Annotated in this window: 15 protein-coding genes; 2 read left to right on the top strand and 13 right to left on the bottom strand. The window is 68.7% G+C overall.

Annotated features, from left to right (window positions below; genetic code table 11):
- Nucleotides 1-29: 29 nt before the first annotated feature.
- From HV701_RS19320 to HV701_RS19275, 10 genes are all read right to left on the bottom strand, one after another.
- Nucleotides 30-1,079 (bottom strand): LD-carboxypeptidase, encoded by a 1,050-nt coding sequence (locus tag HV701_RS19320; RefSeq protein WP_175134632.1) that lies wholly within the window; start codon nt 1,077-1,079, stop codon nt 30-32.
- Complete coding sequence (tadA, locus tag HV701_RS19315; RefSeq protein WP_175134690.1) at nt 1,076-1,567, bottom strand: tRNA adenosine(34) deaminase TadA; 492 nt, start codon at nt 1,565-1,567, stop codon at nt 1,076-1,078. The genes HV701_RS19320 and tadA overlap by 4 nt, the downstream gene beginning before the upstream one ends.
- A gap of 10 nt (nt 1,568-1,577) precedes the next feature.
- Entirely contained in the window at nt 1,578-2,426 is an 849-nt protein-coding gene (locus HV701_RS19310) for an HAD family hydrolase (protein WP_175134631.1), read from the bottom strand.
- Between the two features lie 133 nt (nt 2,427-2,559).
- The gene (locus tag HV701_RS19305) at nt 2,560-3,081 is read right to left on the bottom strand and encodes a hypothetical protein (protein WP_236756535.1); all 522 of its coding nucleotides are present in this window, start codon (nt 3,079-3,081) and stop codon (nt 2,560-2,562) included.
- 203 nt (nt 3,082-3,284) lie between these two features.
- Entirely contained in the window at nt 3,285-3,626 is a 342-nt protein-coding gene (mnhG, locus tag HV701_RS19300; protein ID WP_175134630.1) for a monovalent cation/H(+) antiporter subunit G, read from the bottom strand.
- A complete protein-coding gene (locus tag HV701_RS19295; RefSeq protein WP_175134629.1) occupies nt 3,623-3,904 on the bottom strand; it encodes a K+/H+ antiporter subunit F in 282 nt (93 codons plus the stop codon). The genes mnhG and HV701_RS19295 overlap by 4 nt, the downstream gene beginning before the upstream one ends.
- On the bottom strand, nt 3,901-4,383 hold the full coding sequence (locus tag HV701_RS19290; protein WP_175134628.1) for a Na+/H+ antiporter subunit E: 483 nt from the start codon (nt 4,381-4,383) through the stop codon (nt 3,901-3,903). Before HV701_RS19290 ends, HV701_RS19295 begins: the two co-directional genes overlap by 4 nt.
- Nucleotides 4,383-6,014 carry a monovalent cation/H+ antiporter subunit D gene (locus tag HV701_RS19285; protein ID WP_175134627.1) on the bottom strand — a complete coding sequence of 544 codons (1,632 nt, stop codon included), beginning with the start codon at nt 6,012-6,014 and terminating at the stop codon, nt 4,383-4,385. The genes HV701_RS19290 and HV701_RS19285 overlap by 1 nt, the downstream gene beginning before the upstream one ends.
- Nucleotides 6,011-6,355, bottom strand: coding sequence for a Na+/H+ antiporter subunit C (locus HV701_RS19280; RefSeq protein ID WP_175134626.1), 345 nt, complete (start codon nt 6,353-6,355; stop codon nt 6,011-6,013). The genes HV701_RS19285 and HV701_RS19280 overlap by 4 nt, the downstream gene beginning before the upstream one ends.
- The gene (locus HV701_RS19275) at nt 6,355-9,270 is read right to left on the bottom strand and encodes a monovalent cation/H+ antiporter subunit A (RefSeq protein ID WP_175134625.1); all 2,916 of its coding nucleotides are present in this window, start codon (nt 9,268-9,270) and stop codon (nt 6,355-6,357) included. Before HV701_RS19275 ends, HV701_RS19280 begins: the two co-directional genes overlap by 1 nt.
- Nucleotides 9,271-9,821: 551 nt before the next feature.
- On the opposite strand from HV701_RS19275, the gene HV701_RS19270 reads away from it, so the two are divergent.
- Nucleotides 9,822-10,808 (top strand): Bug family tripartite tricarboxylate transporter substrate binding protein, encoded by a 987-nt coding sequence (locus tag HV701_RS19270; RefSeq protein ID WP_175134624.1) that lies wholly within the window; start codon nt 9,822-9,824, stop codon nt 10,806-10,808.
- A gap of 488 nt (nt 10,809-11,296) precedes the next feature.
- Nucleotides 11,297-12,178 carry a hypothetical protein gene (locus tag HV701_RS19265; RefSeq protein WP_175134623.1) on the top strand — a complete coding sequence of 294 codons (882 nt, stop codon included), beginning with the start codon at nt 11,297-11,299 and terminating at the stop codon, nt 12,176-12,178.
- Between the two features lie 132 nt (nt 12,179-12,310).
- On the opposite strand, the gene HV701_RS19260 is transcribed toward HV701_RS19265, so the two are convergent.
- From HV701_RS19260 to HV701_RS19250, 3 genes are all read right to left on the bottom strand, one after another.
- A complete protein-coding gene (locus HV701_RS19260; RefSeq protein ID WP_175134622.1) occupies nt 12,311-13,186 on the bottom strand; it encodes a DMT family transporter in 876 nt (291 codons plus the stop codon).
- Nucleotides 13,187-13,349: 163 nt separating this feature from the next.
- Nucleotides 13,350-13,523 carry a hypothetical protein gene (locus HV701_RS19255; protein ID WP_175134621.1) on the bottom strand — a complete coding sequence of 58 codons (174 nt, stop codon included), beginning with the start codon at nt 13,521-13,523 and terminating at the stop codon, nt 13,350-13,352.
- 177 nt (nt 13,524-13,700) lie between these two features.
- On the bottom strand, nt 13,701-14,538 hold an 838-nt coding region (locus HV701_RS19250; protein WP_420867823.1), incomplete at its 5' end, for an ATP-binding protein.

Below are 14,538 nucleotides of genomic sequence, written 5' to 3'. Positions count from 1 at the left end.
CGGCTGGAAAAACCAGGCGGGCGGAGCCCTCAATGGTGGTGCTCGTCCAGCACCAGGTGGGCCAGGCCCTTCTCGGTGGCGATGCCGACCTTCTGGCCGATCGGCAGTGTTGCCTTGGTGGCCACGTGGCCGTACGGCAGGCCGGTCACCACCGGCACCTTGACCGTCTTGCGCAGCCACGCCACCACCTCGTGCAGGTCGTAACCCTGGTCGTGCGGCGCCAGCTTGTAGTCGGAGAAGCGGCCCAGCACGATGGCCTTCTGCTTGGCCAGGATGCCCGCCTGCCACAGCTGGATCAGCATGCGTTCGATGCGGTAGGGATGCTCGGCCACGTCTTCCAGGAACAGGATCCCGCCGCGCACCTTGGGCAGGTAAGGCGTGCCCACCAGCGAGGTCAGCATGGCCAGGTTGCCGCCCCACAGGATGCCGCGGCAATCGACCGGGTCGGCGTCCTGGGTCTCGAAGCTGAGGATCTCCAGCTCGCCGCGCATGATCTCGCCGAACAGCGCTTCGGTCAGGTCGTCGACCTTCTTGCCGCCGAAGTCGTAGATGGCAGTGGCGCCGGTGTAGCTGACCGCGCCGGTCTGCGCCAGCAGCGCCAGATTGAACGCGGTGAAGTCGCTCATGCCGACGAAGCGCTTGCCGCTGTCGGCCATGGCCTTCCAGTCAACCATGTGCAGCAGCCGGCCCATGCCGTAGCCGCCGCGCGTGACCATGACGATCGGCAGCTTCTGCTTGGTGGCGCGCGTCAGGCTGGCCAGGCGCTGCGCATCGGTGCCGGCAAAGCGCTGGTGCTGGGCCAGCGCGCTGCGGTCCAGCGCGGTCTTGAAGCCCTGCGCGGCCAGGCGCTCGCGCGCCAATTCGACGGTCCGCGGATCACGCACCGCCGACGACGGCGAGATCAGATAGATGCCGCGCGCGTCCGGCAGGCCGTGGACATGGCCCGGCTCGTGGCCGTGGTCATGACCGCAGGCCTCGCCGCATTCGTGATCGGGGTCGTGCGCGCCGCTGGCGTGCGGTTGGGCCGGGGCGGCGGCCGCTTTGGCGCCGCGCGCCTTGGCGCCTCGGGTATTGCTCATGCGATGGATTCCTTGGCGCGGCGTTCGCGGAAGAACCGGCGCAGCAGCTCGCCGCAGGGTTCCGCCAGCACGCCGCCGGTGACTGAAGTGTGATGATTGAGCTTGGGCACCGAGCCGACGTCCAGCACGCTGCCGCAAGCCCCGGTCTTGGGGTCGTAGGCGCCGAACACCACCCGCGCCAGCCGCGCGTGCAGCATGGCGCCGATGCACATGACGCAGGGCTCCAGCGTGACGTACACGGTGATGCCCGGCAGCCGGTAGTTTTCCAGCGCGCGGGCGGCGCCGCGCAAGGCCACGATCTCGGCGTGCGCGGTGGGGTCGTGGTCGATGATGGTGCGGTTGTAGCCGCGCCCCAGGATGTCGCCCTGGGCCGAGACCACCAGCGCGCCCACGGGCACCTCGCCGAGGTCATAGGCCGCCTGCGCCTGCGCCAGCGCCTGGGTCATGAAATCGGCATCCTGCGCGGTCCAGGGCGGCACCGCCGCCATGGCGAGCGGCTCAACCACGGTACACCCGCGACTTGAGCGCGATGCGGCCGGCCAGGCTGGTCACGGCCTCTTCGAGCCATTGGTAGAGCTCGGCGTTCTCGTCGTAGCGGGCCTGGTTCAGGTTCGACACCCGGCCCTCCTCGATGAAGCCCCAGGCGCGGCTGCGCTTGTCACGGTGCTTGGGGTCCCAGACGCCGAAGGCGTAACCGCCGGCGCGCCGGATCAGCGAGAAGCACGGGATGTCGGTGTAGCCGTCGCCGACGAACACCATCTGGTCGAACGGCACCCGCAGCCGGTCCTCGGGCACCTTGCGGTTGACCTCGAACGGCTTGTTGCGGAAATCGCGGCCGATGATGCCCTTCTGGATGTGGAACAGGTAGCGCGTCTTGTCGGTGAAGCTGACGATGCGGCGCGGAAACTCGATGCCGCCGTCGGCGCCATAGGTAAATTCGGATGCCCAGATCTCGGTGAATTCGTGGGCGATAGGCGTGGACCGGACCACGTCGCCGATGCCGCTGGAGATCAGGTAGAACCCCAGCTGTACCTGCGGCTGCGCGGCCCGTACCGCCGCGCGCAGCCGCTGGAACAGCGTCGTCACGCCGTCATGCAGTTCGAGCCGCGCGCCCCAGTCGCGCAGCCGTTGCTGCGTGATCAGGCCGTGCCTGCCCTCGCGCGAGAGCTGGATCATCTGGTAGAGATAGGCGGGAACCGGGTCCCAGTCCTGGTTGGACAGCAGCGGGTCGACCTGGTCTTTCCAGAACGACGCCGTGTCCACCCCGATGCTGTCCAGGAAACCGGACGTGCTGTCCGAGGCCAGCGTGTCGTCGAAGTCGAAAATCAGGGCGATGACATCGGACATGGCTATGCGTGATGCGTGAGTGAAGGCGGCAGCCTGAAGGGAACAGCCGCCATTTTGCCTGATTGTGGCGGCGGCCGCGCCCCGGGGCGCGGGGAAAGGACGCGGCCGCCCTCTCCTGGCCCGCAGCTCGCCTTTACTGACGCATCGGCGCGGGCGGCGGTGGCGCCATGCCGGGAGCGGGTGCCATGCCCGGGGCGGGCGCCGTACCAGGAGCCGGCGCCATGCCGGGCGCAGGCGGGGGCGGCGGCATACCGGCGGCCGGCACCTGAATCACGGTTTCACGCAGCACGCCGCCGCCCTGGACGCTGCCGCGCACCTGCGTCGGCGAAGTCATCTGCGTAATGCAATCCTGGCGCGAAGCGGCCGGCAGGCGGTTGCAGCGGTTGAGCATGTTCTGGCGGTGCTGTTCGGCGGTGCCATCGCTCAGGTGCTGACGGTTGGCTTCCTGGCGAGCGGCGCCCGCCTCGCGCATGCAAGCGGTGCGCTCCTGCCCGGTGCTGCCGCTCTTGCAAGCCGCCACATCCTGTTCGTATTGCGCCTGGATGCCGGCGCGGCCGATCGGGTCGGCCGCCTGGGCCGCTCCCGCGGCCAGCAGCAGGCCCGCCGCGCAAAGGGATGCGGCAAGGCGTTTGGGGTGCATGGGACGTACATTCATGGCCAGCTCCTTGGAGAAAGAGGATTGAACCCGGACGGCGCGGCCTGGAGGCCGCGGCCATCTGCTTGATACCACTATCCCACGATGAGGCTTCGGGGACATGTCCAGCAACGTGCAATCGTAAGCCGAAGTTTCCGATGCCGCGGCGCAATATTCATTGCGCCAGCGCAACTCGTCCCCGGATTTGCGCTGCTCCGTCCCCGTCAGCGCGCATCCAGATCGGCATCGGCCTTGGTCAAACGGTTACGGTACACCGCCGCGCGCATCAGCAGCATCGCCGTCACCGGCGACGACACGACCAACAGCAGCGTAATGATCACTTCGTGAAACACCGGACGCGCCGACAACGCCGAGAACACCAGCATCGAGGCGGCCAGCACGCAGCCGCAGCCCAGCGTGTTGCCCAGCGTCGGCGCGTGGATGCGGGCATAGAAGCTGCGAAAGCGCAGCAGCCCGGCCGACCCGGTCAGCGTCAGTAGGCCGCCCAGTACCAGCAGGATGCTGGCGGGAATTCCGGCCCACAGCGGAATGGCGGTATCGATCATGGCTCGATCACCTCGCCGCGCAACAGGAAGCGGGCCATCGCGGTGGACCCGACGAAACCGAACAGCGCGATCAGCAGCGCGATGTCGAAATACACCGGCGTGCCCGAGCGGATGCCAAATACCAGCATCATCAGCATGCCGTTGATATAGATCGTGTCCAGCGCCAGCACGCGGTCCTGCGCGGTGGGGCCGCGCAACAGGCGGACGGTGGCGAACACCATGCCCAGCGCGAAACACACCAGGGCAAAGGAAGCCGACCAATACAGTATGGCGTTCATTCGAATATCTCCATCAGGGGACGCTCGTAGCGGTCTTGCACCAGGCGCACCCAGTAGTCCTCGTTCTGCAGGTCGAGCACATGCAGCTTGAGGCGGTGGTCATCGGTCAGTTCGACCCAGACCGTGCCGGGCGTGTAGGTCACGATGCAAGCCAGCAGGGCCAGTCCGTGCGGGTCTCGCATGGTGAGCGGGATGCGGATGAAACCGGGCGAAAAATCATTGCGCCGCGGGTTCAGGATCAGCTTGGCGACCGCGATATTGGACTTGATGATATCCAGCGTGACATGCAGGAACAGCGGAATCGCCTTCCACAGGCGATGCGGCCGCGCCCGCAGCGGACGCAGGCGCGAAGCGGCCCAGGTGAACCACAGCGCCAGCGCCGCGCCCAGCGCGATCTGGCCGGCCGACAGGCTCTGGTTCAGCACCAACCACAGCAGGAACAGGAATACCGGCAGGAAGAGCAAATACAGGCGGCGCATCAATGTCCCCCTTGCGCGGCGCGCGCCGTCTGCGCCGACATGACGGCGTCGATATAACTCCTGGGCTGGTCGAGCGAGCGGGCGGCGTCGTCCAGATAGGCCGACACCGGCCCGGCCCCGGCGGCCAGGCCGACGCACAGCAGCACCAGCACCGCGACTGGTCCGGCCTCGATCACCCGCAGGCGCGGCGTGCTGCGCTCGTCGCTGGCCCAGAACACGCGGATGCCGGTGCGGCCCAGGCCGATCAGCCCGGCCAGGCCCGACACCAGCACCGCCGCCACCAGCACCCAGGCGTCCATCGGCGGCGCCGACTCGGTGGCCGCCGAAACCGCCGCCGACAACAGCGACAGCTTGGCGACAAAGCCGGACAAGGGCGGCAATCCGGTCACCAACAGGGCGCAACTGATGAATGCCAGCCCAAGGAATGCCATCGCCGCCGGAATCGCCACCCCGACCACGTCGTCCGAGCGATTGACCGAGGCCGGGTCGTCCAGGTCGAACGCATCCAGCGTGACCGCCAGCACATTGGCGCCGAAGCTGCGCGTGCGCTCGATCAGTTCGGCCAGCAGGAAGAAGGCGCCCGTGGTCAGCACCGAGCTGATCAGGTAGAACAGCGCCGGGCCGGTCAGCGTCACCCCGGGCATGCCGAGCGCCGTCAGCAAGGTGCCGGCCGAGACGATGACGCAATAGCCCACCATCTTCTCCAGCTGCTGCGTGGCCAGCAGCCCGAGCGCGCCGAACAGCAGCGTGGCCAGGCCGACCGCGAACATCCAGTCCAGGCTGAAAGCGGCGGGCGCGCCGCTCGGCAGCAGCAGCGAGCCGATGCGCAGCAAGGCGTAGATGCCGACCTTGGTCATGATGGAAAACATGGCCGCCACCGGCGCGCCGGCCGACCCATAGCCCTTGACCAGCCAGAAATTCAGCGGCCAGGCGCCCGCCTTCACCAGAAAGGCCACGCCGAGGATGGCGGCGCCAGCCTCGAACAGCATGCGGTCCGACCCGGTCAGGTTGCCGGCGCGCAAGGCCAGGTCGGCCATGTTGAGCGTGCCGCTCACGCCATAGATCAGCGCGATGCTGATCAGCAGCAGGAACGAGGCCACCAGGTTGACGGCGATGTACTGCAGGCCCGCGCTGACGCGCGCCACGCCCGAGCCATGCAGCAGCAGGCCATAGGACGCCGCCAGCAGCACCTCGAAGAACACGAACAGATTGAACAGGTCGCCGGTCAGGAAGGCGCCGTTCAGGCCCATCAGCAGGAACTGGAACAGCGAATGGAAATGCACCCCGGCCCGGTCCCAGCGCGCCAGCGCATAGGTCAGCGTGGCCAGGCCCAGCACCGCGGTCAGGGTCAGCATGACCGCGGCCAGGCGGTCCACCACCAGCACGATGCCGAACGGCGCGGGCCAGTCGCCCACGAGATAGACGCCGACGCCCTCCGGCCAGACGCCTGGCACCACGCCTCCGGCGACCGCCAGCAGCGCAATGGCGGCGGCCAATTGGGCCAGCGTGGACACCATGGCGATGGCGCCGCGCGTGTAGCGCCGGGTGTCGCCCAGCAGCAGCATCGCGGCGCCGGCCAGCAGCGGCGTGATGATGGGCAGGATGGGAAGATGTTGCAGCCAGAAACTCAAGATTGGGACTCCCGTCCATCGACGTGGTCGGTGCCCGTCAAACCGCGCGAAGCCAGCAGCACCACCAGGAACAGCGCGGTGGTGGCGAAGCCGATCACGATGGCCGTCAGCACCAGGGCCTGGGGCAGCGGATCGGCATACCAGGAAGGATCATGGGCCGTGGCCGGATCGATCACCGGCGGGCGGCCCGAGTTCAGCCGGCCCATGCCGAAGATGAACAGGTTGACCGCGTAGGAGACCAGCGACAGGCCCATGATGAACTGGAAGGTGCGCGGCCGCAGCAGCAGCCAGACCCCCGAGCCCGCCAGGACGCCGATCGCGACGGCGTAAATCAATTCCATCAGGCTTCCCCTGGTTGTGCGGCGGCCGCCTGGCTGTCGGCGGCTGCCTTGCGTTGCGCGCGTAGCGATTGGTGAGCCAGCGCCACCAGCACCAGCACGGTGGACCCGACCACCAGCATGTAGACCCCCAGGTCGAACAGCAGCACACTGGACAAATGCACGTGGCCCACCAGTGGCAAGGAGATATCCCAGGCCAGCGCCGCCAGGAACGGCTTGTAGGCCAGCCAGGCGGCCAGGGCCGCCGAGCCCGCGAACAGCAGGCCGATGCCGATCCAGTTCTGCGGGTTCAGACGGCTGCGCGATTCGACCCAGTAGACCCCGCCCACCATGTATTGCAGGATCACCGCGGTGGCAAAGACCAGACCGCCGACGAAGCCGCCGCCGGGCTGGTTGTGGCCACGCAGCAGGAAATACACCGAGATCAGGGCCGCCGTCGGCAACAGCAGGCGCACCAGCACCGTGGGCACCATCATCGAACCGCTGGGCACCGCCGACTTGATGTCGGGGGCGGCCGGCACCGGGCCGTCCTGGTCGATCTGCTGGCGCGGCAGGTCGGCGCTCTCGGGCGCCGGCCGGAAGCGGCGCAGCAGCGCATAGACCGTCAGCGCCACGACGCCCAGCACCGTGATCTCGCCAAACGTATCGAATCCGCGGAAGTCCACCAGAATCACGTTGACCACATTGGTGCCGCCGCCGTCGGGCAGCGCCCGATCGACGAAATACGAAGAAATGGTGTCGGTCTGCGGCCGCACCAGCACCGCGTAGGCCAGCGCTGCCATGCCGGTGCCGGCGGCGGTCGCCAGCAGCAGGTCACGCAGCCGGCGGCCGCGGGCCCGCAGCGTCGCCCCCAGGCCTTCGTCCTCGTCCAGCGCGATACGGCGCGGCAACCAGCGCAGGCCCAGCAGCAGCAGCACCACCGTCACCACTTCCACCGACAGCTGCGTCAGGGCCAGGTCGGGCGCGGAGAACCAGACGAACGTCAGACAGGTCACCAGCCCCGCGCCGCCGGCCAGCGCCAGCGATGCCAGGCGGTGGTATTTCGCCTGGTAGGCGGCGGCCACGGCGCAGACGCCGCCCACCAGCCACAGCAGCGCGAACGCCGGATCGACCGCGCTGGCGCGCCCGGTCCCGTCCAGCCAGCCGCCGCCGCGCAGCGGCAGCCAGGCCACGAACAGCGTGCCCAGCACGATCAGCCCCATCTGCACCTGCAGGCGCGACGAGGCCAGCCAGCGCAACAGCCAAGCGGCGGCGACGCTGGAGCCATCCAGCAACGCCTCGAACGAACGGCGGCCGTCCAGGCGGTAGATGAACGGCACCCGGCCCGGGTTGGCGCGCTGGTGCGCGCGCAGCGCCAGGTACAGAATCACGCCCGAGGCCATGGCCACGAAGCTCATCACCAGCGGCAGATTGACGCCATGCCACACCGACAGGCTGTATTGGGGCATGTCGGCGCCCAGGATGCTCTGCGCCGCCGTGGCCAGGAATGGCCCCAGGGTCACGCCCGGCAAAATACCCACCACCAGGCACATCAGCACCAGCAAACCGCTGGGAACCAGCATCCATCCGGGCGGTTCATGCGGCGCGCGCGGCAGGTCGGTGGCCGGCGGGCCGAAGAACACCTGCAGGATGAAGCGCAGCGAATAGGCCACACTGAAGGCGCCCGCCACCGTGGCCGCCAGCGGCAGCCCCACCTTCGTCACCACATCGCCACTGACGAAGGTGGTTTCGGCGAAGAACATTTCCTTGGAAATGAAGCCGTTGAGCAGTGGCACCCCGGCCATCGAGGCCGCCGCCACCATGGCCAGCGTGGCGGTGATCGGCATGGCCTTGTACAGGCCCGACAGGCGGCCCAGGTCGCGCGTGCCGGTTTCGTGGTCGACGATGCCGGCCGCCATGAACAGCGAGGCCTTGAAGGTAGCGTGGTTGACCATGTGGAACACCGCCGCCACCAGCGCCAGCGAGCTGTTCAGTCCCAGCAGCAATGTGATCAGGCCCAGGTGGCTGATGGTCGAATACGCCAGCACCCCTTTCATGTCCTGCTGGAAGATGGCGGCATAGCCGCCCAGCACCAGCGTGATCAGCCCCGCGCCGCCGATGACCCAGAACCACTCATCAGTGCCGGCCAGCACCGGCCAGAAGCGCGCCAGCAGGAACACCCCGGCCTTGACCATGGTGGCCGAGTGCAGATAGGCCGACACCGGCGTGGGCGCGGCCATGGCGTTGGGCAGCCAGAAATGAAACGGGAATTGCGCGCTTTTGGTCAGCGCGCCCAGCGCCACCAGCAGCAGCACCGCGGGATACCAGGGATCGGCGCGCACCAGGTCGCCAGCGGCCAGCACCCGGTCCATGTCGTAGCTGCCGACGATGTGGCCCAGGATCAGCACCCCGGCCAGCAGGCACAGGCCGCCGGCGCCGGTCACGGTCAGTGCCATGCGCGCGCCGCGGCGGGCATCCAGGCGGTGATGCCAGTAGGCGATCAGCATGAACGAGGCCAGGCTGGTCATTTCCCAGAACATCACCAGCTGGATCAGGTTGCCCGACAGCACCACGCCGAGCATGGCGGCCATGAAGGCCTGGAAGAACGAGAAAAACCGCGGCACCGGATCTTCCGGCGACATGTAGTAGCGGGCGTACAGGACCACCAGCCCGCCCATGCCCGAGACGATCAGGGCGAACAGCCAGGCATACCCGTCCATACGCAACGTGAATTGCAGTCCGAGCGCCGGCGCCCAGGGCATGTCCACGCGGATCACCCCGCCGTTTGCGACCTCGGGGTAGAGGCTCGCCACCAGCACCACGCAGACCAGCGCGATGATGCCCGCCAACCAGGCCTCGGCATTGCGGGCGTTGGACGGCAACAGCGCGGCGCACAGGCTGCCGGCAAACGGCAGAGCGAGGATCAGTATCAGCGACATGGCGTTCCGAGAGTGTCCGGGCCCCTCCCGCCAGCGCGGCAGCGAGAGACGAAACGGACCGGGGATTGAAAAACGGACGGAACCCTGGCCCGGTGCGTCGCAGCACTACACGTTGCCCCGCGGGGACATCGACCAACGCCCCATTGAACGGCGCAGACAGAAACAAGCGCAATAACTTTCTTGCAGGACCGGCCAGGAATCTCATCCGAAAAATATCAGATTCTTGTAAGTTATGCAGAAATTTATGCATGTACCGAGGCGATGACAGCATGTTCGATGCGCAATCGTTACGCAGGCGAGATGCCCGGACATCGATTCAAGTTATTGTCAGCATGCGTTTTTTTGCAACAACGTCGGCGATCCGGGCGCCTTCTTGCCGCGCGCAAATACCCCCATGCCGGCCAGGGGGAATCCCGATTGACCCGCGATCTGTAACTGTGTGCAATGGCGCCCACGAAGCGTCGGCCTGGCCAGAACCCGAGCCGGGCGCGCTTCGCCGATGCCGGCCAACGAAGCCGGCCGGCTCGGATTCAATAATATGGAGAAGACTCTTGACCGTGCTATCCCAAGCCAAGGCCATCCTGGCCACCGCCCTCGCCGGCCTTTGCCTCAGCGGCACCGCGCATGCCGCCGACGCCTACCCCAACAAGCCCATCCGCCTGATCGTGCCATTTGCGGCCGGCGGCACCACCGACATCGTCGCGCGCATCGTGGCCGAAGGCCTGGGCCGTGAACTCGGCCAGCCCGTGGTGGTGGAAAACCGCGGCGGCGGCGGCGGCTCGATCGGCGCGGATGCGCTGGTGCGCGCCACGCCGGACGGCTACACCCTGGGCGTGGCCACGGTCAGCACCATGGCCACCAACCCGGCCACCAATCCCAAGAATCCGTACAACCCGATCAAGGACTTCGCGCCCATCACCAATCTGGTGAACGTGCCCAATGTGCTGACGGTGAATCCGGCGGTGCCGGCCAAGTCGCTGGCCGAGTTCATCGCCCTGCTCAAGGCCAATCCCGGCAAGTACAGCTATGCCTCGTCGGGCGCCGGCGGCATCGGCCACCTGGACGGCGAACTGTTCAAATCGCTGACCAAGACGGATATGGTGCATGTGCCCTACCGCGGCTCGGGTCCCGCGCTCAACGACGTGATCGCCGGCCAGGTCAACGCCCAGTTCGACAATCTGCCCTCGTCCATGCCCCACATCCAGGCCGGCAAGCTGCGCGCCATGGCCGTGGCCGCGCCCAAGCGCCTGCCCGCCCTGCCCGACGTGCCCACCTTCGCCGAAGGCGGCCTGCCGGAAATGGACAACATGGCCTGGTACGGCCTGGTGGCCCCCGCGGGCACGCCCCAGGCCGTGATCGACCGCGTCCACGACGCCGCCGTCAAGGCGCTGAAGGATCCGAAGATCGTCCAGCGCCTGGCCGACGGCGGTTCACTGATCGACGGCAACACGCCGGCCGAGTACGCCGCGCAGATCAAGCGTGAACTGGAACTGCGCCAGCGCATCGCCAAGGAACGCCATATCCAGTCGACCAACTGATCCGCGCGCTGCGGGGCGGTGGCCGTCGTTGCCGGCCGCCGCCGGCCGGCGGCCCGTTCAACGGCCCCGGCGCATGAAACTCGGACCATTCAGGGCCGCCCCGGCGCCGCAAGGGTCGCCGGCGCCGGCCGCGCTCTGATACCATCTCGGCCGTGCGAACCCGTTTTTCTCCTCCCGCCGACGCCGCCTGCGTCCTTTGCGCCCTGCGCTCGACCCTGTTGAGCTCGCAGGAAGTCGCCGCGCGCCGCGCCTACGCGCGTTCCAAGCCCGGCTAAGCGCCCGCTCCCTCTCCCTTCCGTCTCGCCCTCCCCGGCCCGCCGCCGGCCGCCCGCACGTCCGTACGTCCCGATGACGTAGCGCACGGTCTGGCGCCCGGCCGGCCGGCACCGCCGCCTCGCTTCATGGCCAGGCGGTCTTTGCTCCCTGTTTCGTCCGCGCGCCGGCCCAGCCCGGCGGGCGGCGCCACGCCTCGATTGCCACCGAACGCCATGCAACTCACCAAGAAATTCGTCAAAGCCAAGAACCCCTGCGCGGGCGGCTACAAATGGTTCCTGCGCGACCACAACGGCCAGGGGGACTACCAGGCAGTCCTCGATGCCCTGGTGGCCGACGGGCGCGTCGGTGACGCTTGCTGGCTGCTGGACCAGTTCGGCCCTACCGATGCGGTGTTGAAGCTGGACACGCTGGATGCCCACGCCATCGTCTTCGCCGGCACGCTCGAAGTGCGCATGGGCATCAACGTCGACAGCGTGGTGCGCGCCGGACGCAGCATCGTCACCGGCGGCGGCATCCGCGCCGGCGAGTCGATCGTCGCCGGAGAGAACATCGCCGCCGGCGCCAATATCGCCAGCGCCGGCGACCTGCGCGCGGGCGGCGACATTGCCGCCGAATGGGGCATCGAGGTCGCCACGATGCTGGATTGCCGCGGCAACGTGCGCGCCAAGTGGGACATCTGCGCCGGCCAGGACCTGGCCGTGACCGGTCACCTGCGGGCCGGCCAGGACGTGCAGGTGCAAGGCGGCCTCAAGTGCGGCCAAGGAATCAAAGCCGGCGGCAACGTCCAGGCCGCCAAGGACATCAACGCCGCCTGCGGCATCCAGGCCGGCGCCACGATCGCCTGCGGCGGCCACCTGGCCGCCGGCTGGGGGTTGATCGCCGGCGAAGACATCCGCGCCGACGGCGCGATCCGCGCCGGCGAAGGCGTGCAGGCCGACGGCCGAATCGAGGCCGGCGACGGCCATGGCGTCTACGCCGGCCTGAACGTGCGCCTGGACGCCTGGGCGGTCTGCGCCCGCGTCCAGGCCCGCGAACGGCCGCTGCAACTGGTCAGCGGACACTGGGCCGGCCAGGAAGCAGCCGCGCACGCGTAGCACGGACGAAACGACAGGCCACGCGTGGACACCCGCGTGGCGCGGCTGGCGCCGCCGCGATGCCCATGCGCAACGCGGCACCCCACGTGCACGGCGCGGAGAGACTCCCGCCCCACGCGACGCCCCTCCCGGTCAACCGCCCGAGCGCACCGCCGCCGGCGCGCGCAGCGCCAGCATCAACCCCAGCAGAATTCCCGCCATGCCGCCCAGGCTCAGCAGCGACAGCCGGTTGCCCAGCACCAGGTAATCCAGCGCCGCGGTGCCGGCCGGCACCAGGTAGAACAGGCTGGTGACGTTGACCAGGTTGCCGGACTGGATCATGCGGTAGAACAGCAGTGTCGCGCCAACCGAAATCACCAGGCCCATCCACAGCAGCGGCAGAATGAAGCCCGGGCTCCAATCCGCGCGCAGCGGCTGGAACGGCGCGAACAGCAGGCACAGCGCCAGGCTCACCACGTACTGCAGCGGCATGACGTCCATGGGCGCCTGGCGCACGCGCTTTTGCAGGATGGCGCCGGCCGTCATGCTGAGCAGCGCCGCGAAAGCGAAGGCCATGCCGACCAGCGAGAAACGCGCCATGCCGATGCTCTGGAACATCACCATGCCCAATCCGCCCAGGCACAGCAGCAGGCCCGCCAGCCGTCGCGGCGCAAAGCGGCGCTCCAGCAGCGCCAGGGTCAGGATGGGTTGCGCGCCCAGCAGCGTGGCCAGCACGCCCGGCGTGATGCCGTGGTCCAGCGCCAGCAGATAGCAGATGGAATAGCTGCCGATCAACAGCAGCCCGGTCAGCGCGACGATGCCGCGCGTGCCCGGCGCCGGCAGCCAGCGCCGCCGCCCCGCGCAGATCAGCAGCAGGACAGCCAGGGCCAGGACGAAGCGCAGCAGCAGGAAGCCAAAGGCCGAGGCATGCGCCAGGCCCCATTTGGCGAAGATCGCGCCGCCGCTCCACAGCAGCACGAACAACGTGGTGGAGCCGTAGGCGGCCCACGCATTGCGATTTGAAGACATGAGAATTTCTACCTGTCGGGTATGGAACAGGCTCCCGCGGCGCCGCGCGCCTTGCGATGCGCGGACGGATCAGGCCAGGACTCGCGGCGGGCGGACGCGAACGCGTCGGCGCATCAGCGCGGCGGATCCAGGCGGTAAAGCGGGAGCGGGAAGTGTGCGGCGGTCAGCCGGCGACGGCGGCCACGGGCGGATAGGCGCCCGCGACACCGACGACGACATCGCACGGCGGCGCGGCCGGCGGCGACACGACCGTCGAGACGACAGGAGAAACCACGGGAGACTGCACGCCATGCCGCAGGCTCACGCGCAGGCCGGCGCCGGCTGCGAGGACAGCCAAGGCAGATTCGGCGGAGGGCGTGAAGTTGGGCATGTGGAAGGCGTCAGGTTCGGAGAGGAACCCGCATAGGCTACCGACGCCGGAAAGCGGCGTCAAGCTGACCGGCGCCCGCACACGCCGCCGCCCACGCGCTTGCCGGCACCGGTCCGCACCGGGCTTGGGCTTGGCGCCGATGCGTCAACCGCCGATGCGGCGCTGTTCGACGCCCAGGTCGCGCCAGGCTTCGCCATGGCAAGTGAACATCAGGATCTGGTGGCGCGTGGCGGCATCGAACAACGCGCGCTTCATCAGGTCGCGGCGGCCATCGTCGGTGTGCACCAGCGCATCGTCCAGCAACAACAGCGTCGGCCGACCGGCCTCGCGCAGCAGGTCGGCATAGGCAAAGCGCGCCAGGATGCCCAATTGCTCACGCGTGCCGAAGCTGAGCGCGTCCAGCGGGTCCTCGCCGCCCGCGCGTTGCAAGGCCGCAGGCAGCAAGGCCTCGTCCAGGCGCAGCGCGGAATCGGGGAACAGCAGCGCCAGGTAGTGACCCAGGCGGCGCGCCAGCGGCGCCTGCAGGCGTTGGGTGGCGGCATCGCGCTTGCTCGCCAGCAGGGTCGACAGCAGATCCAGCGCCTGCGCGCGGCGCTGGAATTCGTCGCGGCGGCGCTGCAGGCGTTCGCAGGCGGCCTCGGCTTCGGACAGGCGCTCGCCCAGGCCTTGCGCGCCGGCCTGTTCCAGCTTGCCCAGCAGTTGCTGGATCTCGCTATGGCGTTTGTGCTGCGCGTCGCGTTCGATCGCGGCGGATTTCTCGTAGCGCTGGGCGTCCTGTTCCAGCAATTCCGGGCGCAGCGCCTCCAAAGCGGCTTGCGCCTGACGCAGGCGTTGTTCGAGCAGGTCATGGCCATTGCGCGCTTCGGCCAGCCGGCCGGCGCGGGCCTGGCGCTGCGCCGCGCGCTCGGGCGACTGCAGTTCGGCGCCGCGCGCGCCGGCCTGGGTCTCCAGCAGTTGGGCGCGGGCGCTGTCGGCATCCAAG

The organism is Achromobacter pulmonis, from assembly GCF_902859765.1.
Lineage (GTDB): Bacteria > Pseudomonadota > Gammaproteobacteria > Burkholderiales > Burkholderiaceae_B > Achromobacter > Achromobacter pulmonis.
Note: the sequence above shows the minus strand (reverse complement) of the source record. Positions and strands in the feature narration are given on the sequence as shown.

Excerpts from the sequence above, each read along its gene's own strand:
- HV701_RS19305 (WP_236756535.1), bottom strand. The coding sequence starts at position 3,081 with ATGAATGTACGTCCCATGCACCCCAAACGCCTTGCCGCATCCCTTTGC.
- HV701_RS19260 (WP_175134622.1), bottom strand. The coding sequence starts at position 13,186 with ATGTCTTCAAATCGCAATGCGTGGGCCGCCTACGGCTCCACCACGTTG.
- mnhG (WP_175134630.1), bottom strand. The coding sequence starts at position 3,626 with ATGATCGATACCGCCATTCCGCTGTGGGCCGGAATTCCCGCCAGCATC.
- HV701_RS19310 (WP_175134631.1), bottom strand. The coding sequence starts at position 2,426 with ATGTCCGATGTCATCGCCCTGATTTTCGACTTCGACGACACGCTGGCC.
- HV701_RS19280 (WP_175134626.1), bottom strand. The coding sequence starts at position 6,355 with ATGGAATTGATTTACGCCGTCGCGATCGGCGTCCTGGCGGGCTCGGGG.
- HV701_RS19265 (WP_175134623.1), top strand. The coding sequence starts at position 11,297 with ATGCAACTCACCAAGAAATTCGTCAAAGCCAAGAACCCCTGCGCGGGC.
- HV701_RS19290 (WP_175134628.1), bottom strand. The coding sequence starts at position 4,383 with ATGCGCCGCCTGTATTTGCTCTTCCTGCCGGTATTCCTGTTCCTGCTG.
- HV701_RS19295 (WP_175134629.1), bottom strand. The coding sequence starts at position 3,904 with ATGAACGCCATACTGTATTGGTCGGCTTCCTTTGCCCTGGTGTGTTTC.
- tadA (WP_175134690.1), bottom strand. The coding sequence starts at position 1,567 with ATGGCGGCGGTGCCGCCCTGGACCGCGCAGGATGCCGATTTCATGACC.
- HV701_RS19320 (WP_175134632.1), bottom strand. The coding sequence starts at position 1,079 with ATGAGCAATACCCGAGGCGCCAAGGCGCGCGGCGCCAAAGCGGCCGCC.
- HV701_RS19275 (WP_175134625.1), bottom strand. The coding sequence starts at position 9,270 with ATGTCGCTGATACTGATCCTCGCTCTGCCGTTTGCCGGCAGCCTGTGC.